The 19,561-nt window shown below is 69.8% G+C and carries 21 protein-coding genes; 3 read left to right on the forward strand and 18 right to left on the reverse strand.

Annotation, left to right across the window (positions count from 1 at the left end):
* Positions 1–66: 66 nt before the first annotated feature.
* Both AB0M35_RS21940 and AB0M35_RS21945 read left to right on the forward strand, forming a co-directional pair.
* Positions 67–408 (forward strand): hypothetical protein, encoded by a 342-nt coding sequence (locus tag AB0M35_RS21940; protein ID WP_363747425.1) that lies wholly within the window; start codon positions 67–69, stop codon positions 406–408.
* Entirely contained in the window at positions 405–1,331 is a 927-nt protein-coding gene (locus tag AB0M35_RS21945) for an alpha/beta fold hydrolase (RefSeq protein ID WP_363747426.1), read from the forward strand. The genes AB0M35_RS21940 and AB0M35_RS21945 overlap by 4 nt, the downstream gene beginning before the upstream one ends.
* Positions 1,332–1,392: 61 nt before the next feature.
* Here the strand turns inward: AB0M35_RS21945 and AB0M35_RS21950 are convergent, their stop codons facing one another.
* The 14 genes from AB0M35_RS21950 to glyA all read right to left on the reverse strand — a co-directional run bounded on the left by AB0M35_RS21950 (position 1,393) and on the right by glyA (position 13,578).
* Complete coding sequence (locus tag AB0M35_RS21950; RefSeq protein WP_363747427.1) at positions 1,393–1,977, reverse strand: hypothetical protein; 585 nt, start codon at positions 1,975–1,977, stop codon at positions 1,393–1,395.
* A 570-nt stretch (positions 1,978–2,547) separates the two neighbouring features.
* Positions 2,548–3,006 (reverse strand): DUF2550 domain-containing protein, encoded by a 459-nt coding sequence (locus AB0M35_RS21955; RefSeq protein ID WP_363747429.1) that lies wholly within the window; start codon positions 3,004–3,006, stop codon positions 2,548–2,550.
* A gap of 12 nt (positions 3,007–3,018) precedes the next feature.
* Positions 3,019–3,303 carry a F0F1 ATP synthase subunit epsilon gene (locus tag AB0M35_RS21960; protein WP_013735633.1) on the reverse strand — a complete coding sequence of 95 codons (285 nt, stop codon included), beginning with the start codon at positions 3,301–3,303 and terminating at the stop codon, positions 3,019–3,021.
* A gap of 87 nt (positions 3,304–3,390) precedes the next feature.
* Entirely contained in the window at positions 3,391–4,542 is a 1,152-nt protein-coding gene (locus AB0M35_RS21965; protein ID WP_363747431.1) for an LCP family protein, read from the reverse strand.
* A 226-nt stretch (positions 4,543–4,768) separates the two neighbouring features.
* Positions 4,769–6,226, reverse strand: coding sequence for a F0F1 ATP synthase subunit beta (gene atpD / locus AB0M35_RS21970; RefSeq protein WP_363747432.1), 1,458 nt, complete (start codon positions 6,224–6,226; stop codon positions 4,769–4,771).
* Complete coding sequence (locus tag AB0M35_RS21975) at positions 6,223–7,161, reverse strand: F0F1 ATP synthase subunit gamma (RefSeq protein ID WP_363747434.1); 939 nt, start codon at positions 7,159–7,161, stop codon at positions 6,223–6,225. Before AB0M35_RS21975 ends, atpD begins: the two co-directional genes overlap by 4 nt.
* 9 nt (positions 7,162–7,170) lie before the next feature.
* A complete protein-coding gene (gene atpA / locus AB0M35_RS21980; protein WP_363747436.1) occupies positions 7,171–8,817 on the reverse strand; it encodes a F0F1 ATP synthase subunit alpha in 1,647 nt (548 codons plus the stop codon).
* A 93-nt stretch (positions 8,818–8,910) separates the two neighbouring features.
* On the reverse strand, positions 8,911–9,732 hold the full coding sequence (locus tag AB0M35_RS21985) for a F0F1 ATP synthase subunit delta (RefSeq protein ID WP_363747438.1): 822 nt from the start codon (positions 9,730–9,732) through the stop codon (positions 8,911–8,913).
* The gene (locus AB0M35_RS21990; RefSeq protein WP_013735639.1) at positions 9,732–10,262 is read right to left on the reverse strand and encodes a F0F1 ATP synthase subunit B; all 531 of its coding nucleotides are present in this window, start codon (positions 10,260–10,262) and stop codon (positions 9,732–9,734) included. The genes AB0M35_RS21985 and AB0M35_RS21990 overlap by 1 nt, the downstream gene beginning before the upstream one ends.
* A gap of 31 nt (positions 10,263–10,293) precedes the next feature.
* A complete protein-coding gene (gene atpE, locus AB0M35_RS21995; protein ID WP_013735640.1) occupies positions 10,294–10,515 on the reverse strand; it encodes an ATP synthase F0 subunit C in 222 nt (73 codons plus the stop codon).
* A gap of 95 nt (positions 10,516–10,610) precedes the next feature.
* Positions 10,611–11,432 (reverse strand): F0F1 ATP synthase subunit A, encoded by an 822-nt coding sequence (atpB, locus tag AB0M35_RS22000; protein WP_081476197.1) that lies wholly within the window; start codon positions 11,430–11,432, stop codon positions 10,611–10,613.
* Positions 11,433–11,654 (reverse strand): hypothetical protein, encoded by a 222-nt coding sequence (locus tag AB0M35_RS22005; protein WP_203222149.1) that lies wholly within the window; start codon positions 11,652–11,654, stop codon positions 11,433–11,435.
* Positions 11,655–11,821: 167 nt separating this feature from the next.
* Positions 11,822–12,295, reverse strand: coding sequence for a hypothetical protein (locus AB0M35_RS22010; RefSeq protein ID WP_363747441.1), 474 nt, complete (start codon positions 12,293–12,295; stop codon positions 11,822–11,824).
* Positions 12,292–13,578, reverse strand: a complete 1,287-nt coding sequence (gene glyA, locus AB0M35_RS22015) for a serine hydroxymethyltransferase (RefSeq protein WP_363747443.1) — start codon at positions 13,576–13,578, stop codon at positions 12,292–12,294. The genes AB0M35_RS22010 and glyA overlap by 4 nt, the downstream gene beginning before the upstream one ends.
* Before the next feature lie 35 nt (positions 13,579–13,613).
* Between glyA and AB0M35_RS22020 the strand changes: the two genes are divergently transcribed.
* Positions 13,614–15,071, forward strand: a complete 1,458-nt coding sequence (locus AB0M35_RS22020; protein ID WP_363747445.1) for an SDR family oxidoreductase — start codon at positions 13,614–13,616, stop codon at positions 15,069–15,071.
* A gap of 59 nt (positions 15,072–15,130) precedes the next feature.
* On the opposite strand, the gene AB0M35_RS22025 is transcribed toward AB0M35_RS22020, so the two are convergent.
* From AB0M35_RS22025 to prmC, 4 genes are all read right to left on the reverse strand, one after another.
* Positions 15,131–17,242 carry a transglycosylase domain-containing protein gene (locus tag AB0M35_RS22025; protein ID WP_363747447.1) on the reverse strand — a complete coding sequence of 704 codons (2,112 nt, stop codon included), beginning with the start codon at positions 17,240–17,242 and terminating at the stop codon, positions 15,131–15,133.
* 96 nt (positions 17,243–17,338) lie between these two features.
* Positions 17,339–17,950, reverse strand: a complete 612-nt coding sequence (locus tag AB0M35_RS22030) for a phosphotyrosine protein phosphatase (protein WP_363747449.1) — start codon at positions 17,948–17,950, stop codon at positions 17,339–17,341.
* Entirely contained in the window at positions 17,951–18,595 is a 645-nt protein-coding gene (locus AB0M35_RS22035) for an L-threonylcarbamoyladenylate synthase (protein ID WP_363747599.1), read from the reverse strand. It abuts the gene before it with no gap.
* Positions 18,595–19,548, reverse strand: a complete 954-nt coding sequence (gene prmC / locus AB0M35_RS22040) for a peptide chain release factor N(5)-glutamine methyltransferase (RefSeq protein WP_363747451.1) — start codon at positions 19,546–19,548, stop codon at positions 18,595–18,597. Before prmC ends, AB0M35_RS22035 begins: the two co-directional genes overlap by 1 nt.
* Between the last annotated feature and the right edge of the window lie 13 nt (positions 19,549–19,561).

Genomic DNA, 19,561 nt, shown 5'->3' on the forward strand with positions numbered 1-19,561 from the left:
CCCAATCGTTCTCACATCTGATAATGTTCTCGCTAACGAGATTATAGCGAGCATGAAGGAGCGCCGATGGCCACCATCGACCTCACCGCCGAGACGATCCGCATCCGGCTCACCCCTGCCGAGAAGCTGTGGGCGCTCCGGGGCGACGTCACCGTTCCGCGCTCCGCCGTAACCGCCGTCACCGTGGAGCCCGACGGTCTGCGCGCTCCCCGGGGCATCCGGGCACCCGGGCTCGGCATGCCCGGGTTCCGCAAGGTCGGCACCTGGCGCGGCCGGGCCGGTCGGGAGTTCGTCAGCGTCCGCGCCAACCAGCCGGCCGTGCGCATCACCCTGACCGGTCAGGGGTACGACGCCCTGGTCATCGGTGCCGACGACGCGGCGGCCGTGGCGGAGGCGGTACGCCGATGAGCACCGACCGCGAACTGGCCTTCGACTCCACCGGTCACCGTTTGGTCGGCACCCTCACCCTGCCGGACGGTCCGGGGCCCCACCCCACCGCGCTGCTGCTGCCCGGCTCCGGGCCGTTGAACCGCGACGGCGACCACCGCCGGCTACGCCTCGGCATCCAGCGGGAACTGGCCGCCGCGCTGGCCGCCGCAGGTGTCGCCACGCTGCGGTACGACCGACGCGGAGTCGGCGACAGCTCCGGCCGGTTCTGGCCCACCGGGTTCCACGACAACGTCGACGACGCCCAGGCTGCCCTCGCCGCACTCGACGCCGACGCGGACGTGGACAGCGAGGCGCTGTTCCTGGTCGGGCACAGCGAGGGCGCACTGACCGCGACGATGCTCGCCGCGCGTGGCGTGACCACTGCCGGGCTGGTCCTGCTCTCCAGCAGTGCCCGGCTCGGTGCCGAGGTGCTGCGCTGGCAGACAGCCCAGATTCTGCCCAGCCTGCCCGCCCCGGTACGCCTGTTCCTCCGGCTCACCAGCTTCGACCTGGTGGCCAAGGTGACCCGCAACCACGAGAAGATCCTGGCCACCACCGGCGACGTGACACGGATCGGCGGGCAGCGGATCAACGCGAAGTGGATGCGGGAGTTCCTGCGGTACGACCCGCGGCCCGACCTCGCCCGCATCGACGCACCGATCCTCGCCGTCACCGGCACCAAGGACCTTCAGGTCGACCCGACCGATCTCACGCTCATCGCCGAGCACGCGGGCGGCCCGGTCGAGACCCGGCTCCTGCCGGACGTCACCCACGTGCTGCGACACCAGCCGGGCCGGGCGTCGCTGGGGGCGTACCGCCGGGAGGTCCGCGACCCGGTTGACGCAGCCGTCACCGGCGCGGTCGTCGACTGGCTCCGCGCCCGTGTCGCCGAGCTGACCTGATGTGAAGACGCCGAAAGCCGGCACCCGGGATCGGGTGCCGGCTTTTCGGGTTGTCTACCGGTCAGCTGTTCCAGTACTTGGTAACCAGGTCAGCGGCCTGCTGCTCCCACTGGGCGTAGTGATCCGGGAACGCCGACACCTGGACGGTCTGGGCGGCCTTGGTCAGCGGCATGTCCTGCCAACCGTCAACCTGCTTCAAACCCTTCAGGAACGCGGTGGTCGAGTACTCGGGGTCGGTGATCTGCTCGACCGTGCCCCAACCACTGGACGGACGCTGCTGGAACAGACCCTGCGAGTCGTGGTCGTTACGGTCACCCAAGTGACCCAGGTTCTCCAACTTCGACTCCTGCAACGCGGTCGCGATCGACACGACGGCGGCACGCTCGTCCATACCAGCCTTCTTCGTCGCGGCGATGATCGCCTTCGTGTTCGCCACCTGCTCATCGTTCAGATCGATGCGCGACTGGGCGCCCTGCACACCATGCGGGATCAACTTGCTCGTGTCCGGCTTACCAGCCTGCACGGCCACAGGGCCCGCCTTCACCGGCGCGGCGTCGGCGTGAGCGGCCACCGGGCCGGCGAACACGCCACCGGCGAAAGCCAGACCAGCAATACCAAGCATGCTCTTACGGAAGATCGAGTTCATGACGAAGCTCCATTCGGGGGTAGACACACACCTCGGGGGACGGGTGCGTGCGACGCCGTCAGGCGCTGAAGAACAAAGGGGAAAAGGATCTCCGGCTCACTCGCGGGGCGAGGGCCCTTCGCGGCGCCGGGACCATGTACAACGACCGACCGCCCACCATCATTCCCGGGGGCCAAGCCATCTGCGGAGCCATCTGAACTGCTCCGGGGGCCTTCGTCGGCCGGTCAGACATGTTCAACGACCCGCTGGCCGCCACCATTCCCCGGATGCCACGCACGCCGGACCGGACATACCCCGCACCGGGCCCATCTTCCGACGGCCGGCTGCGCCGTTTCGCCGAAACGGCGGGGTCCAGCTCGGCGGGGGACCGCCATTTCGGCTAAACGGTGTCGGTCATCGCGCGCCGGGCACGCCCCAACGGCTACTGAGGAGAGGTGCGCCGGTGACCGACCCCGGCGCCCACGCCGGCTCCACCGGCAAACCGCCCAACGACGGCCACACCACTCACGCCAAGCCAGCCCGTGACCAGACAGCCCGAAGGCCGGCCGCCTTGCGGGCTGTCGGACGGGGTCAGGCCGCGGGCCAGTCCTGCTGAGGGGCCAGACGTGGCGAGACCGCCCCCGGAGGAGCGGCCTCAAGCCAGGAGAGGAACCCGGTAACGGTGGATCGTGCCATGGCGATCTCGACCGGAGCGTGTCGACTCGTACAGCGGAGAATGACCCAGTCCGCCGGCATGGACATCCGTTCCTGCCCCTCCGGCAGCCGCCGACGCTCCACGTTCAGCCCTTCGCGGGAGAGCACCCGCTTGGGGCGTACGGCGAAACTGACCATCCGGTACCAGCGGAGTTCGTCGCCGACGAACCGGCCGAAACCGGGTGACCAGCCCCGGCCGTCGAGCATGGTGGAGGTCCGGACACTGAGCCGGATTATGCCCCCGCTTCGGGTGACCACTGCCCGCCGGATGAAGAGGAAAAGGATCGCGCCGAGGATCACGGCGATGCCGATTCCGATCCCTTCCACGATCTCCATCGGCGGGGCTGCTCAGTTGCCCGAAGCGGCGGAGGCCGGAGTGGCGCTCTCGGCGAGCACGGTGACGCCCTGCCCGCTGACCGAGAGGAAGCCGCCGGACACCTCGTAGGCGACCTGCTCACCGCCGGGGAGCTTGATGCGTACCTGGCCGGGCTCGGCGAGCTGGCCGAGCAGGGGCGCATGCCCCGGCAGCACACCCAGCTCACCTTCGGTCGTCCGGGCCATGACCATCTCGGCCTTGCCGGACCAGACCTTCTCCTCTACGGCCACGAGCTGGACGTTGAGCTGCTCTGCCACGCTGTCTCCTTGCTGAGGCGGATTGGGGAAAGTCTAGTCACGTCCCGGACCAGTTCTTCAGGCGGGTGCCGAGACCTGCACCACGACTCAGCCCTTGTTCACCAGCTTGGGATGTTCGAGGAGGAACGGATCGAGCAGTCCGCGTTCCAGGGCCACGAAGAACTCCTCCACCTCGGGCTCGAACCGCTCGCCGAGATAATCGCCGTTGTTGAAGACGCCACCACCCGGCAGCTTGATCATCTGGATGTTGCCGGGACGGATGTCCTTGAGCGCCAACCCGAAGTCGACCACGCTGTGCCCCCGACCGTTGAAGATCAACGACTCACCGGCCGCCCGGAGCACCCGGTCCAGCTTGACCGGGTTGGTCACCACGTCAGCGCTGAACGCCTGGCCGGCCATGGCCTTGACGAACTGCTGCTGGTGCCGCTGTCGACCGTAGTCACCATCGGGTACGCCGTTCTTCGGGTACCGCTGGCGGACGTAGTCCAGCGCCTGCCAGCCGCTCAGGTGCTGCTTGCCTTTCGGATAGACCGCCTGCGGCCCGATGTAGCCCTCGCCGTTGGGGTTGCCCTTGCGGTGCTTACCGCTCGGCTCGCGGTGCTCGGAGCGGACCTCACGCTCGATGTTCATCGTGACACCGCCCATGGCGTCGACGATCTTCTGGAAGCCGGAGAAGTTGATGATCGCCCCGGCGTCGAAGCGCTCGATCCCGGTCACGTTTTGCACGGTGGTGGCGAGCAACTCGAAGCCCCGCGCCGCGTCGGGGTTGCCTCCGCCGGGCACCCGACTGCCGAACGACATCGCGTCGTTCAGCTTGGAGGTGGCGCCGTCGAAGTTCGCCTTCTGGAACGCCGGGATCTCGACGTAGAGGTCACGCGGCAGGGAGAAGAGGTAGGCCCGATCCAGTTCCTCCGGCACGTGCAAGACCATGATCGCGTCGGCCAGCGGCGGGGTCTTGTCGTTGCGCGGGTCGATGCCGACCAACAGGATGTTGAGCGGTCCCTTGATGTCGCTCTTACGTTCGCTGGCACCGGCCGCCTGGTCGCCGAAGAGGTCCGCCTTGCCGATCGCGCCCTCGTAGCGGGCCATCAACGCCTCGGCACCGACCAGCGACGTACCGCTGAGCATCATCAGCACGACACCGAAGACGGTGCAGAACTTGGCCCAGCCCGGCACCCCACGCCAGAGCGAAGCCCGCCCACCACGCTTGCCGCGTCTACCGGCCTTACCCACGAGCATCTCCGTTCGTCGCGTCCCGCAGGGGATACGGGTACGCGCAGCCGAATGGTTGAACACGGTCACCGCTCATCGGCGCATGAGCGTGGCTAGACGGTATCTCGCGGAGACGGTGATCGCCGACCACGGAAAACCGGGCACCGGCGACGCTACGGTGCGAAGGTGAACGAAAGGCCGCCCCGGCGTTAATCGGGGCGGCCATTTCTGTTCGTAGCGACGGACCGAAAGGTCAGCCCTTCATCAGCTCGGCGGCCTTCTTCTCCAGGTCGTCGAGCCCACCGCACATGAAGAACGCCTGCTCGGGGAAGTGGTCGTACTCGCCCTCGCTGATCTTCCGGAACGCCTCGATGGTCTCCTTGATCGGGACCGTCGAGCCCGGCACGCCGGTGAACTGCTCCGCCGCGTAGGTGTTCTGCGACAGGAAGCGCTCGATCCGCCGGGCCCGCTGGACCGTGATCTTGTCTTCCTCGGAGAGCTCCTCGATGCCGAGGATGGCGATGATGTCCTGCAGATCCTTGTAACGCTGGAGGATCCGCTTCACCTCGCTGGCCACCTGGAAGTGCTCCTGGCCGACGAACTCGGGGGCGAGGATCCGCGACGAGGACGCCAGCGGGTCCACCGCCGGGTAGATGCCCTTGTCGGAGATCGACCGCTCCAGGTTGGTGGTCGCGTCCAGGTGGGCGAAGGTGGTGGCCGGCGCCGGGTCGGTGTAGTCGTCCGCCGGCACGTAGATCGCCTGCATCGAGGTGATGGCCTGGCCCCGGACGGAGGTGATCCGCTCCTGGAGCTCGCCCATCTCGTCGGCCAGGGTCGGCTGGTAACCCACCGCGCTGGGCATCCGGCCCAGCAGGGTGGAGACCTCGGAACCGGCCTGGGTGAAGCGGAAGATGTTGTCGATGAAGAGCAGCACCTCCTGCTTCTTCACGTCACGGAAGTACTCCGCCATGGTGAGCGCGGAGAGGGCGACCCGCAGCCGGGTGCCCGGCGGCTCGTCCATCTGGCCGAAGACCAGCGCGGTCTTGTCGATGACGCCAGATTCGGTCATCTCGTGGATGAGGTCGTTGCCCTCACGGGTGCGCTCACCCACGCCGGCGAAGACCGAGGTACCACCGAAGTTACGGGCAACCCGGGTGATCATCTCCTGGATGAGCACCGTCTTGCCCACGCCGGCACCGCCGAACAGGCCGATCTTGCCACCCTTGACGTACGGGGCGAGCAGGTCGATGACCTTGATGCCGGTCTCCAGCATCTCGGTCTTCGGCTCCAGGTCCGCGAAGGCCGGAGCCTTGCGGTGGATGCCCCAGTGGTCGTCGGCGGAGATGGTCTCGCCCTCGGTGAGGTTGAGGCACTCGCCGATCGCGTTGAAGACGTGGCCCTTGACCGCGTCGCCGACCGGCACCCGGATCGGGAAGGCCGTGTCACGTACCTCGGCGCCACGGACCAGACCGTCGGTGGGCTGCATCGAAATCGCGCGGACCAGGTTGTCACCCAGGTGCTGGGCGACCTCCAGGGTCAGCGTCTTCTCGCCGCCGGAGAGGGTCACGTCCACGTGCAGGGCGTTGAACAGGTCCGGCATGGCGTCACGCGGGAACTCGGCGTCGACGACCGGGCCGATGACCCGGACCACGCGACCCGTGGCCGTCTTGGTCTCGGCTGGTCCCCCAGCCGCGGTGGAAACAGTCATCACACTTCACTTCCCGACGCGGCCAGCGCGTTAGCGCCGCCGACGATCTCACTGATCTCCTGGGTGATCCCGGCCTGGCGAGCCGAGTTCATCTCACGCGTGTACTTGTCGATCATCTCTTCGGCGTTGTCGGTGGCGCTCTTCATCGCCCGCCGACGGGCCGCCGACTCGCTGGCCGCCGACTCCAGCAACGCCGCGTAGATCCGCGTGTTGATGTACTTCGGCAGCAGCGCGTCGAGCAGCGCCTCCGGGTCCGGCTCGAAGTCGTAGTCCGGCAGGGCACCGGGCGCCGCCTCCGTGCGGGGGCGCTCCTCGACCTGCAACGGGCCGATGATCCGGGTGACCGGAGTCTGGGTCATCAGCGACTTGAACTCGGTGAAGACGATGTGCAACTCGTCCACCCCGCGTACGCCGTCCGGGCCGGGATCGCCGTCGACGTCGTCCGCACCGGCGGTGAACGCCTTGATCAGCGTCTCACCCACCTCGCGGGCGTCGGCGAACGACGGCTGCTCGGAGAAGCCCGTCCAGCTGCCCTCGACCGGCCGGTTGCGGAAGCGGTAGAACGACACGCCCTTGCGCCCGATGACGTAGAGCACCGGCTCCTTGCCGTCGGCCTGTAGCCGGGCGATCAGCGACTCCGCCGTCTTGATGGCGTTGGAGCTGTAACCGCCGGCCAGACCCCGGTCGGCGGTTACCAGCAGTACGCCCGCCCGCCGCACCCGCTCGCGCGGGGTCAGCATCGGGTGGTCGATCCGGGCGTTGGACGCCAGCGCGGTGAGCACGCCGGTGATGGCCCGGGCGTACGGCAGGGACGCCTCCACCCGGGCCTGGGCCTTGGCGATCCGGCTCGTCGCCACGAGCTCCATCGCCTTGGTGATCTTCTTCATCCCCTTCGCCGAGCGAATGCGTTGACGAAGAACACGTACCTGCGCCGCCATGGCCCGACCCTAACGCTTCTCGGCCGGAGCACCGCCGCTGTAGCGGGTGACCGTCTCGTGCTCGGACTCGCCCTCCAGCGGCTCCGCCGGCGCCTCGTTGACCGTGCGCTCGTCCTCGCGGCCGAGGAAGCCCTTCTTGAACTCCACGATGGCCGCGTCGAGGGCGGCGACGATCTCGTCGTCCCACTTGTTGTCGGCGATCGCCTGCAGGGTGGCGTTGTGCTTGCGCCGCAGGTGCTCCAGGAACTGGGTCTCGAAGCGCCGCACCTCGCCGACCGGGACGTCGTCCAGCTTGCCCTCGGTGCCGGCCCACACAGAGACGACCTGGTCCTGCACCGGGTACGGCGAGTAGTTCGGCTGCTTGAGCAGCTCGACCAGGCGGGCACCGCGGTCCAGCTGGGCGCGGGAGGCCTTGTCCAGGTCCGAGGCGAAGGCGGCGAACGCCTCCAGCTCACGGAACTGGGCGAGGTTCAGCCGCAGCGAACCGGCGACCTTCTTCATCGGCTTCACCTGCGCCGCACCACCGACCCGGGAGACCGAGGTGCCGACGTTGATGGCCGGCCGGACGCCCTGGTTGAACAGGTCGGTCTCCAGGAAGATCTGGCCGTCGGTGATCGAGATGACGTTGGTCGGGATGAAGGCCGAGATGTCGTTGGCCTTCGTCTCGATGATCGGCAGACCGGTCATCGAGCCGCCGCCCATCTCGTCGGAGAGCTTCGCGCAGCGCTCCAGCAGCCGGGAGTGCAGGTAGAAGACGTCACCCGGGTACGCCTCACGGCCCGGCGGGCGGCGCAGCAGCAGCGACACGGCCCGGTACGCCTCGGCCTGCTTGCTCAGGTCGTCGAAGACGATCAGGACGTGCTTGCCGCCGTACATCCAGTGCTGACCGATGGACGAGCCGGTGTACGGGGCGAGGTACTTGAAGCCGGCCGGGTCGGACGCCGGGGAGGCGACGATGGTGGTGTACTCCATCGCCCCCGCCTCCTCCAGCTGGCCCTTGATGGAGGCGATCGTGGAGGCCTTCTGGCCGATGGCGACGTAGATGCAGCGGACCTGCTTCTTCGGGTCGCCGGAGGCCCAGTTCTCCCGCTGGTTGAGGATGGCGTCCAGGGCGACCGTGGTCTTACCGGTCTTCCGGTCACCGATGATCAGCTGACGCTGGCCCCGGCCAATCGGCGTCATCGCGTCGACGGCCTTGATGCCGGTCTGCATCGGCTCGAAGACGGACTGGCGGGCCATCACGTTCGGAGCCTGGAGCTCCAGCTCGCGGTAGCCCTCGTCGGCGATGTCGCCGAGGCCGTCGATCGGCTGGCCGAGCGCGTTGACCACGCGACCGAGGAAGGCGTCACCGACCGGCACCGAGAGCACCCGGCCGGTGCGCTTGACGCGCTGCCCCTCCTCAAGCCCGGAGTAGTCGCCGAGGACGACGACACCGATCTCCCGGACGTCGAGGTTCAGCGCCACGCCGAGCGTGCCGTCCTCGAACTCCAGCAGCTCGTTGGTCATGGTCGAGGGCAGGCCCTCGACGTGGGCGATGCCGTCGCCGGTGTCGGCGACGGTGCCGACCTCCTCACGGGAGACGTCGGGCGAGTAGGAGGAGACATAGCGCTCAAGTGCGCCGCGGATCTCCTCCGTCGAGATGGTCAGCTCGGCCATCCTCTGCTTCCTTAAGTTTCAGGGGCCCGGGATACCTAGTACCGACCGGTCCTCGGGTCGACTGTCGTTTCCGGGCGCTTCGCGGGGTGCTGGTCAGCGCTTCGCGAGCGCGTTGCGGGTCTCGTTGAGGCGGCGCAGGATCGTCCCGTCGTACAGGTCCGAACCCACCCGGACGCTCGCTCCACCGAGGATCGCCGGGTCAACCGTAAGCTTCACGGCGACCGCGCGACCGTAGATGGCCGCGAGCCGGTCACTCAGCCGACGCTCCTCGTCCTCGCTGAGGGGTGCCGCGACGGTCACGTACGCGACCTGCCGGTCCCGCCGTTCCGCCGCCGACTCCACCAGCCGGGACAGCGCGGTGGAGAACGACCGGCCACCGAAGCCGGCCAGGGCTGCCTCGACCAGTCGCACCGTCGCCGGCCGAGCCTTGCCCGTCAGGAGCATCCCGACCAGCTCGGCCCGCTGCGCCACCGGCGCGATCGGGTCGGACAGAGCGTTGGACAGCTGCGGGTCCGCAGCGACCACCTGGCCGAAGCGGAACAGCTCGTCCTCGACCTCGCCCAGTTCGTCGGCCCGGTCGGCACTGCCCAGCAGGGCCTGCACGCCGAGGCGCTCGGCACCGTCGAGCAGCTCCGACGGCGCCGACCACCGGCCGGCGACAAGCGTGCCGAGCAGGTCGAGCGTGTCCGCGCCGACCTTGCCGGAGAGCACCGAGGTCAGCAGCCCGGTCCGATCCGCACCGGCACGGGCCGGGTCGGACAGTGCCCGGCGCAGCCGAACCTCCCGGCGCAGCAGGTCCGCCACGGCGAGCAGTTCGGCACCGGTGGCGGCGACCGCCGACGGCTCGGCGCGGGAGATGTACTCCTCCAACCGCGCCAAGGCGGTGGCGTAGGACTCCCGGCTGGCGGCCTGCATCAGCGGGCCCCCGCGCTCTCGAGGTCGGTGAGGAACCGCTCGACGGTGCCCTTGCGGCGGGCCTCGTCGGCGAGCGACTCGCCCACGATCCGGCTGGCCAGGTCGACCGCGAGGCCGCCGACCTCCGCGCGCAGCTCGCGCACGATGGTCTGCCGCTCCACGGCCAGCGACTCCCGGCCGGCGGCGATGATCCGGTCCGACTCTTCCCGGGCCTTGGCCAGGATTTCGGTACGGATCGACTCGGCGTCGGCGCGGGCGTCGTCCCGGATCTGCGCCGCCTCGGTACGCACCTCGGCGAGCTGGGCCCGGTACTGCTCCAGCAGCTGGTTCGCCTCGGCCTGAGCAGCCTCGGCACGCTTGAGGCCGCCCTCGATCGCGTCGACCCGCGCCTGGTACATCGTCTCCATGCGCGGCAGCACGAACTTCATCAGGACGAAGCAGAGCAGGGCGAACGCGATCGACCCGACGACAAGCTCCTGCCAGATCGGCACGAGCGGGTGGTGCTCCACGCCTTCAGCGGCGAGATTCATGTCAGACCTCCGGGTCGCGTCGGGCGAGGCGTCAGACTGCGAACGCGAGCACCAGGCCGAACAGGGCGAGCGCCTCAACCAGCGCGAAGCCCAGGACCAGCCAGGTGCGGTTGTAGCCGGCGGACTCCGGCTGGCGGGCGCTGGCCTGAATGTAGGCCGCGAAGACCAGGGCGACACCGATGCCGGGGCCGATGGCGGCGAGACCGTAACCGATGGTGTTGACGCTGCCCTCGATGGCGGCAATAACGTCCATTGCGGGTATTCCTCCTAGTAGACGCATGATCCCTCACGCGTACGCGGTCGTACCGGAAGCTCTGGTCGGGCCGGGCGGCCCGCCGAAGTCTGGGGTCAGTGCTCGTCGGCGAGCGAGCTGCCGATGTAGTTGGCGGTCAGGGTGACGAAGACGTATGCCTGCAACAGCGCGACCAGCACCTCGAAGAAGGCCATCAGGATGGCCATCAGGAAGGCGGCGATCGACGAGACCTGGATGAACAGGTTGTCCGAGGCGAGCATCACGAAGCCGCCGACGGTGAAGACCAGCAGGATCAGGTGGCCGGCGAACATGTTGGCGAAGAGTCGCACTGCCAGGGTGACCGGCCGGTTGATGAAGTTCTGCAGGAACTCGATCGGGATCAGCAGGAAGTGCATCGGCCAGGGCACGCCCGGGATGATCAGGGTCTGCTTGAGGTAGCTACCCAGACCGTGCTTACGGACGCCGATGTAGAGGTACATCACGTAGGTGATCACGGCGAGCACGATCGGGAAGGCGATGTGCGAGTTCGGCGAGATCTGCAACCCAGGGACGATGCCGAACAGGTTGGTCACCACGATGAAGCAGAACAGCACCGTGAAGTAGGGCGCGAACCGGATGCCGTCCTTGCCCATCTGCTCGCGGGCGATGTTGTCCCGGACCAGGCCGTAGACGGACTCGGCCATCCACTGACCCTTGCTCGGCACCAGCTTCGGGTTCCGGTAGGTGGCCATGAAGAAGATGATCAGAAGCCCGACGGCCAGCCAGATCATCAGCGTGAACTTCGTTACCCACGGGCCGGCGAGATCCGGCGGGTAGAAGTCTCCGACGCTGGGGGGCCAGGGAAGGCCCTCTGCGGCGACAAGCTGTCCGCTCACCGTGTCATCCTCCGCACTCGACAGACCCGCGCGTGCCGGCACTCAGGCACTGAGCCTCTTCATGATCAGGTAGATCGCTCCGGCTGCGCCGAGCATCATGCCAACGGCGATCCCGATGCCGGTCGGCAGTCCGAGGAATTCCCCCGCCAACCAACCGAGGAATCCCCACACCAAGATGCCGGCGAGCAGGTAACCAACTACGGATCCGGCTGCGCCTTCCGACGAGTGTTCGTCGGAGCTTTTGCGGTGAGGGTTGTCGGCCATGACGTGGCGAACACTATCAGCCGGGAGTTTCACGAGTGTGCGGCACCCCCCACACTGCGAGCAGCGTGCGGGCGTCGGGAGCCGGCGGGTCGAGCCTCGGGTAAGAGTACTCCTGTCCGGCCACCCGGACAGGACCACGAAACGCCGGGGAAAGCCCGACCGTACGGTCAGTGCTCCGCCGTTCGGTCCACGGTGGGCAGCGGGGTACGCAGCGCCCAGGCCAGATGGGCCCCGGTCCATACCACCACGGCCGCGATGATGGCGACGCCCATGTCCGGCAGTCCGGGCCAACCGGTGGCCGCGACCGCCGCCATCGCCACGCCCAGGACGACGATTTTCGTGGCGTAGGTGATCAAGCCCACTGACATGATCAGCTTGGGATGCACCGCATCGGCCCAGGCCACCGAGAGGCTGGAGACGAGGTAGCTGACGATCACCAGGGCGATGCCGGCGGCCACTCCGGCCGCGCTGGTCGCCCCGCGCAGCCAGGCCGCGACGGGCACCGCGACCACGGCTAACGCGGCGCAGGCGAGCAGCGGCAGGCGCAGGTGCGGCAGCCGGGCCCGGATCGCACCCGGCTCCCCCGCACGCGGGGCAGTCGTCGCCGACACGTCGGGCTCACCGGCACGCGGCGCGGTCATCGGGGGTACGCCGGGAACTCGGTTGCCAACTCGGCCACGTCGGCGGCGACCCGGGCCAGTTCGTCGGCCCCGCCCGGGGCCGCCGGGTCGGCGCGTACCGCTCGGGCTATCAACTCCGCTACCTGCCGCATCTGTGGTTCGGTCATGCCCTGGGTGGTGACGCTCGGGGTGCCCACCCGGACACCGGAGGCGACCATCGGCTTGCGCGGGTCGTACGGGATGGCGTTCTTGTTCAGCGTGATGGTCGCCGCGTCGCACCGCGCCTCGGCCTCGGCTCCGGTCACCCCGGTCTCCTGAAGGTCGATCAGAGCCAGGTGGGTGTCGGTGCCGCCGGAGACCGGTCGCATCCCTTCGGCGGCCAGCCCGTCGGCCAACGCCCGCGCGTTGGCCACCACCTGGGTGGCGTAGCGCCGGTACTCCGGCTGGGCCGCCTCGCGCAGCGCGACCGCCTTGGCCGCGACGGCGTGCATCAGCGGGCCGCCCTGGGTGAACGGGAAGACCGCCTTGTCGATCCGCTCGGCCAGCGACTCCCGGCACAGGATCATCCCGCCGCGCGGTCCGCGCAGCACCTTGTGCGTGGTGGCGCAGACCACGTCGGCGTACGGCACCGGGGAGGGGATGGCCTGCCCGGCGACCAGCCCGATGAAGTGCGCCGCATCCACCATCAGGTACGCACCGACGGAGTCGGCGATCTCCCGGAACAGTGCGAAGTCGATCAGTCGCGGGTACGCCGTCGCACCACAAATGATCATCTTGGGCCGGTGGGCCAGGGCGAGGTCGCGTACCTCGTCGTAGTCGATCAGCTCGGTGTCCCGCCGGACGGTGTAACCGACCGGGTGGAACCACTTGCCGGAGAAGTTGACCCGGCTGCCGTGGGTCAGGTGCCCACCGTGCGGCAACTCCATCGCCAGCACCGTGTCGCCCGGCTGCACCAACGCCGCGTACGCGGCCAGGTTGGCGCTCGCCCCGGAGTGCGGCTGAAGGTTGGCGTGCTCGGCACCGAAGAGGTCCTTCGCCCGGGCGATGCCGATCTCCTCGGCCCGGTCCACCTGGGCACAGCCCCCGTAGTAGCGCCGCCCCGGGTAGCCCTCGGCGTACTTGTTGGTCAGTGTGGAGCCCAGCGCCGCGAGCACCGCCGGTGAGGTGAGGTTCTCACTGGCGATCAGTTGCAGGCCGGTACGCAGCCGGTCGAGTTCGCCGAGCACCACCTCCGCGATCTCGGGATCGCCGGTGCTCAGTTGCTCGAAATCCGGCCCCCAAAAGGTGCCTGTCGCGGTCTCCACAGCGCATGAGTCTATTGGGCCGCAGACTGGAAGCCGTGAGATGCCTGGTCACCGGCGCGACAGGTTACATCGGCGGACGTCTGGCGCCCCGCCTGCTGGCGCAGGGGTACGACGTGCGCTGCCTGGCCCGCCGGGCCGGACGGCTGCGCGACGTGCCCTGGTCCGGGCAGGTCGAGATCGCCGAGGCGGACCTGAGTCGGCCGGAGACCCTGCCCGGGGCGTTCGACGGCGTCGACGTGGCGTACTACCTCGTGCACTCGCTCGGGCAGTCCAGCTTCGAGGCCACCGACCGGCAGGCCGCGACGAACTTCGCCACTGCCGCCCGGGCGGCCGGCGTACGCCGGATCGTCTATCTGGGCGGTCCGGAACCGGCGGCGGACGACCCGGACACCTCGGCGCACCTGCGCTCGCGCAGCGAGGTGGGGCGGATCCTGCAGGCCAGCGGGGTGCCGACGGTGGTGCTGCGGGCCGCGGTGATCATCGGCTCCGGCTCGGCGTCGTTCGAGATGCTGCGCTACCTGACCGAGCGGCTGCCGGTGATGGTCACCCCGCGCTGGGTGGCCAACCGGATCCAGCCGATCGCGGTCCGCGACGTGCTGCACTACCTGGTCGGCTGCGCGAGCCTGCCGGCCGAGGTCGACCGGGGCTTCGACATCGCCGGCCCGGACGTGCTCACCTTCGGCGAGATGATGCAGCGCTACGCCCGGGTCGCCGGGCTGCCCCGCCGGCTGCTGCTGCCGGTCCGCCCGCTGACTCCGACGCTCTCGTCGTACTGGGTCGGGCTGGTCACCCCGGTACCCAACGCGCTGGCCCGGCCGCTGGTGGCCAGCCTGATCCACGAGGCGGTCGCCCACGAGCACGACATCGCGGCGTACCTGCCGGACCCGCCGGGCGGGTTGACCGGCTTCGACGAGGCCGTCGAACTTGCCCTGGCCAAGGTCCGCGACGCCCAGGTGGAGACCTGCTGGTCCACGGCGGCCGGGCCGAACGCGCCCGCCGAGCCACTGCCCAGCGATCCCGACTGGAGCGGAGGTACCGCCTACACCGACGTACGGGAACGGGCGGTGGCGGCGTCGCCGGAGCAGCTGTGGCAGGTCATCGAAGGCGTCGGCGGCGAACACGGCTGGTACTCCTTCCCGCTGGCCTGGTCGGTGCGCGGCTGGCTGGACAAGCTGGTCGGCGGGGTGGGACTGCGCCGGGGCCGGCGCCACCCGCACCAACTGCGGGTGGGCGAGGCGCTGGACTTCTGGCGGGTGGAGGAGATCGTGCCGGGCGAGTTGCTGCGGCTGCGCGCCGAGATGCGCCTCCCCGGCCGGGCCTGGCTGGAACTGCGGGTGCAGCGCGGCGACGACGGTGCCGTCCGCTACCGGCAGCGCGCCGTCTTCCTGCCGCACGGCCTCGCCGGGCACGCCTACTGGACCGCGGTGGCACCGTTTCACGCGCTGGTCTTCGGCGGCATGGCCCGCAACATCACCGCCCGCGCCGAGGGGTAAGGAAGGGCCCCTTGTTATCGCCTTTTGTATAGCAGGGGCCCCTTCTCAACCAGGCGAACTCAGTTGCCGACACGTTCACCGGTGATCCGCCAGGCGGTCGTCTCGCTGGGCGGTACGAAGTCGCGCACCGGCTGGCCCCGCAGGGCGAAGGCGAGGATCTCCCCCACCGAATCCACCATCCCACGCTGCACCGCCTGGCCTACCGCGTCCCGGGGATCGTCCGGGTTGGCCGCCATGGCAGCGACCGCCAACTGGGGCGTGAACGCGACCACGGTTTCCGTGCCGTACCCCTCGGAACTGCCGGTCTTGCCGCCCACCGGCCGATCGAGCTGGGCGTGCAGTCGGGTGGCCGTCCCGCCCTCACAGGTGTGATACATCGACTGGTCGCCGACCGGGCAGCGGGCCGCGTCCACCGCCGCGCGGGCCACGTCGACGTCGAGCACCTGCCGGCAGTCCGGTTGCCCGGCGTTGACCGGCCGTCCGGTGGCGTCGGTGATCGAGGTGATCGGGGTGGGGGCACACCAAGTCCCCTCCGCCGCCACCGTGGCGTACGCGCCGGCCAGATCCAGCGGGGTGGTGGCGGCCACGCCGAGCGTGAACGGCCCCCACTCGCGTGCACTGTGCCGGGCCAACTGGGCGTCGTCCTGGGCCCGCAGCACGATGCCGAGTCGCTCAGCCATCTCCACCACCCGGTCGGCGCCGACCCGCTCGGTCAGCCAGACGAAGTAGGTGTTGACCGACTCGCCGAAGGCGGTCCACATGTCGTGCTCGCCGTCCATCGACGCGCTGGCGTTCTCCGGGCACCAGTACCCGCCGCAGCTCGCCTCGCCGCTGACCCGGTAGTCGGTGACGATCCGGTCCGGCGCGTCGAACAGGGTGTTCAACGGCAGCCCGGCTTCCAGCGCGGCCAGCAGCGTGAAGAGCTTGAACGTGGACCCGGCCTGGTAGCCGACGATGGTGCCGCCACCGGCGACGAGTTGGTTGACGGTGTTCGGGTGGTTCTTCTGCCCGGGTGGGTTCGCCGCCACGCTGTAGGTCCGGTTCACCGACATGGCCAGCACCCGACCGGTGCCCGGCTGCACGACCGCGGTGGGCATCGCGTACCGGGCCCGCGCCGAATAGACCCCACGCACCTGCTCGGTGGTAGCCCGCTGCACCGCCGGGTCGAGGGAGGTGACGATGGTGAAGCCGCCCCGGCGCAGGGTGCGCTGCCGCTCGTCGACGGTGCTGCCGAACGCCCGTTGGTCGTTCCACCATCGGGTGAACCAGTCGCAGAAGAAGCCCCAGTCGTTGTGCCCCTCGGGCACCGCCGTGCAGTCGTTCGGGGTCTCGCTGGGGCGCAGGTTCAGCGGCTCGGCCTGAGCGCGCTGCGCCACGTCGGGCGGTACCTGGCCCGACTCGACCAGCCGGTCCAGGACGTACCCCCGGCGGGCCGTCGCACTGTCCGCGTCCCCGTTGATCGGGTCGTCGGTGTTCGGCGAGCGCACCAGCCCGGCCAGCAGCGCCGCCTGCGCCAGCGTCAACTCGGCCGGTGAGACCGAGAAGTAACGCTTGCTGGCGGCGGCGATGCCGTACGCGCCGGCACCGAAGTAGGCGATGTTGAGGTACCGGGTCAGGATCTGGTCCTTGGTGAGCTCCCGTTCCAGGGCGAGCGCGTAGCGGATCTCCTGGATCTTGCGGGCGGTGCTCACCTCGGTGGCGGCCGCCCGCTGCGCCTCGCTCAGCCGGGGATCGGTGCTCAGTACGTTGCGCACGTACTGCATGGTCAGCGTGGAGGCGCCCTGCCGGGTGGTGCCGTCGCGCTGGTTGACGGTGAAGGCCCGGACGATGCCGCGCAGGTCGACCCCACTGTGTTCGTGGAAGCGGACGTCCTCGGCGGCGATGATCGCCTGGCGCATCACCGGCGCCACCTCGTCCAGCGGCACGTCCACCCGGTCCTCCTGGTAGAAGGAGGTGATCAGGGTGGTGCCGTCCTTGGCGTACAGGTTGGAACGCTGGGCGGTCGGTGGGGTGCGCAGGGTGTTGGGCAGGTCCGCGTACGGCGCCGAGAGCGCCGAGAAGCCGACGCCGTACACCAGCGCGGCGGGCAGCGCCGCCACCGCCAGCGCCAGGCCGGCCAGCGTGCCGGCCAACAGGACGGTGAACACTTTCGGCAGCAACGCCCGGGTCATCAGCTCTCCCCGTAGGAGCCGTCAGGACCCTCCCAGAATGGCGCTAATCACCACCTCTGCCGCCCTTTCCCCCCAAACCCGGAGGAAATTCACCGATCAGGGCAGCAGGATCACGGCGAGCGGCTGGACCGTCTCCTCGATCTCGTCGGCGACCCGGGTGAAGCACTGGTCGCCGCGGCCCCACGGATCGTCGAGGTCGTCGGTGGGCAGCAGGGCGCTGCCCTGGCGGGCCGCGTGCACCGCCTCGACCACAGCCACCCCACGGGCGTGCACCGCCTGCGGCGTGGCCTCGGCCGCCGGCAACCCGGCGGGATCCAGCGTGGCCAGCAATCGGCCGAACTCACCCAGCACGAAGGTGCGCGAGGCGGCGTCGGGACGCAGCGCCACCACGTACTCCTGCTGGTCAGCGGTGGCGGTGAGCACCAGGTCCGCCGCGTCGATGTGATCGGAGCGCAGCTTGCGCGCGGCGAACCCGGCGGTGCTGCCGCCTCGGGTGATCACCTGCCGCGCGGCCGGAGGGTTCATCTCCTCACCGGCGTGCCAGCCACCCGTGCCGGCACTGTGACTGTGCAGCAGCTCATCGGCGCGGGGCGGGTCGACGTCCCGCCGGACCAACCGCTCGCGTACGGCGAGGACGAGCAGCCGCTCCGCCATCGGCGAGCGGCAGATGTTTCCCATGCAGACGTGCAGAACGGTGAACGGGGGCACCTAAGCCACCTGACTCTCGCGGATTTCCGGCACCACTTCGCGCAGCTTGTCCAGCCCGATGGCGCCCTCCCGGACGAGCACCGGCTCGTCACCGGTCAGATCCACGATCGTGCTGGGCAGCGGATCCACCGCCAGCCCCGCCTCCAGATACGTCCGCACCGAGTAGGCCAGTTGGTCACGCGCCTCGTCGGCCGTGAGCGCGGGCTGCTGGCCGAACTTGTTGGCCGACGCGACCGCCATCGGGCCCGTCTCCCGCAGCACCTCCAACGCCACCGGATGCAGCGGCATCCGCACCGCCACCACCCCGCTGTCGTCGCCGAGATCCCAGCGCAGGCTCGCCGAGTGCTGCACCAGAATGGTCAACGCGCCGGGCCAGAACGCCTCCACCAGGTCCCGCGCCGCGGTCGGCAGCGAGTAGACCAGGCCGTCGAGGGTGTGCCGAGAGCCGATCAGCACCGGCGGCGGCGTGTGCGGGGCGTCCTTGGCGTCCAGCAGCGCCCTGACCGCGTACGGGGTGAAGGCGTCCGCGCCGATCCCGTAGACCGTGTCGGTCGGCAGCACCACCAGCTCGCCGTTGCGGACCGCCTCGATGGCCGCAGCGATGCCGCGGTCCCGGTCGGCCAGCGACCGGCAGTCGTAGAGCATCACGAGGAGCCAGTCTGCCACGTACCGGCCGTACCGACTGCCGGGTGGTCCGCTCGGCGGGACGCGGTGGCGAAACGGGGACGGCCGGCGAGGTCGTGATGAGCGGTGATCGCGATGTAGCGACCATCCACGGCGAGCAGGTCGGGCACCACCGCGCCATGAGTGTCGTCGTGTTCCACGCCGAGTCGACCGCCCGGCCGCAGCAGGGCCGCCGCACGATCGATCACCGGACGGATGACCGCGAGGCCGTCCGCCCCACCGAACACCGCCTCCGCCGGATCGTGCCCGGCCACCTCCGGCGGTACGGCCACCGCCCGGGGCACGTACGGCGGGTTGCAGAGCAGCACGTCCACCTGGCCGACCAGCCCGGCCAGCAGATCCGGGTCGGTGGCGTCCGCCTCGACCACCTCGATCGGCCGGTCCCCCGCCGCGGCCCGGTCCGCCGCGTTGCGTCGCAGCCAGACCAGCGCGGCGGGCGAGCGCTCCACCGCCACCACCCGGGCGGCCGGCACCTCCTGGGCCACCGACAGCGCGACCGCCCCGGACCCGCTGCACAGGTCGACCACCAGCAGCTCCGGCCGCGCCATCCGGCGGGCCTGTTCGACACCCCAGCCGGCGAGTAGTTCGGTCTCCGGGCGCGGAACGAACACGCCGGGCCCGACCGCCAGTTCCAGATGCCGGAAACCGGCGCTGCCGGTGAGGTGTTGCAGCGGCTCCCGCCGTGCCCGCCGACCCACCAGCGCTCGATAACGATTCAGTTGCCCGTCGGTGAAGCCGTCGGCGAGCGCAAGCCGCCCCCGCGGCACCTCGAGAACGTACGCGGCCAGCAGTTCCGCCTCCGCTCGGGCCGAGATCACCCCGGCGGCGAGCAGTTCCCGGGCGGCGGCGGCGACCAGGGGAGACGGGCGGTGTCGTCTCGTCCCTTCGGACGGGTGTTGCGGCTTGGTGGTCACGCAATAATCATGA

This window comes from Micromonospora sp. NPDC051196 (assembly GCF_040682415.1).
Classification (GTDB): domain Bacteria; phylum Actinomycetota; class Actinomycetes; order Mycobacteriales; family Micromonosporaceae; genus Micromonospora.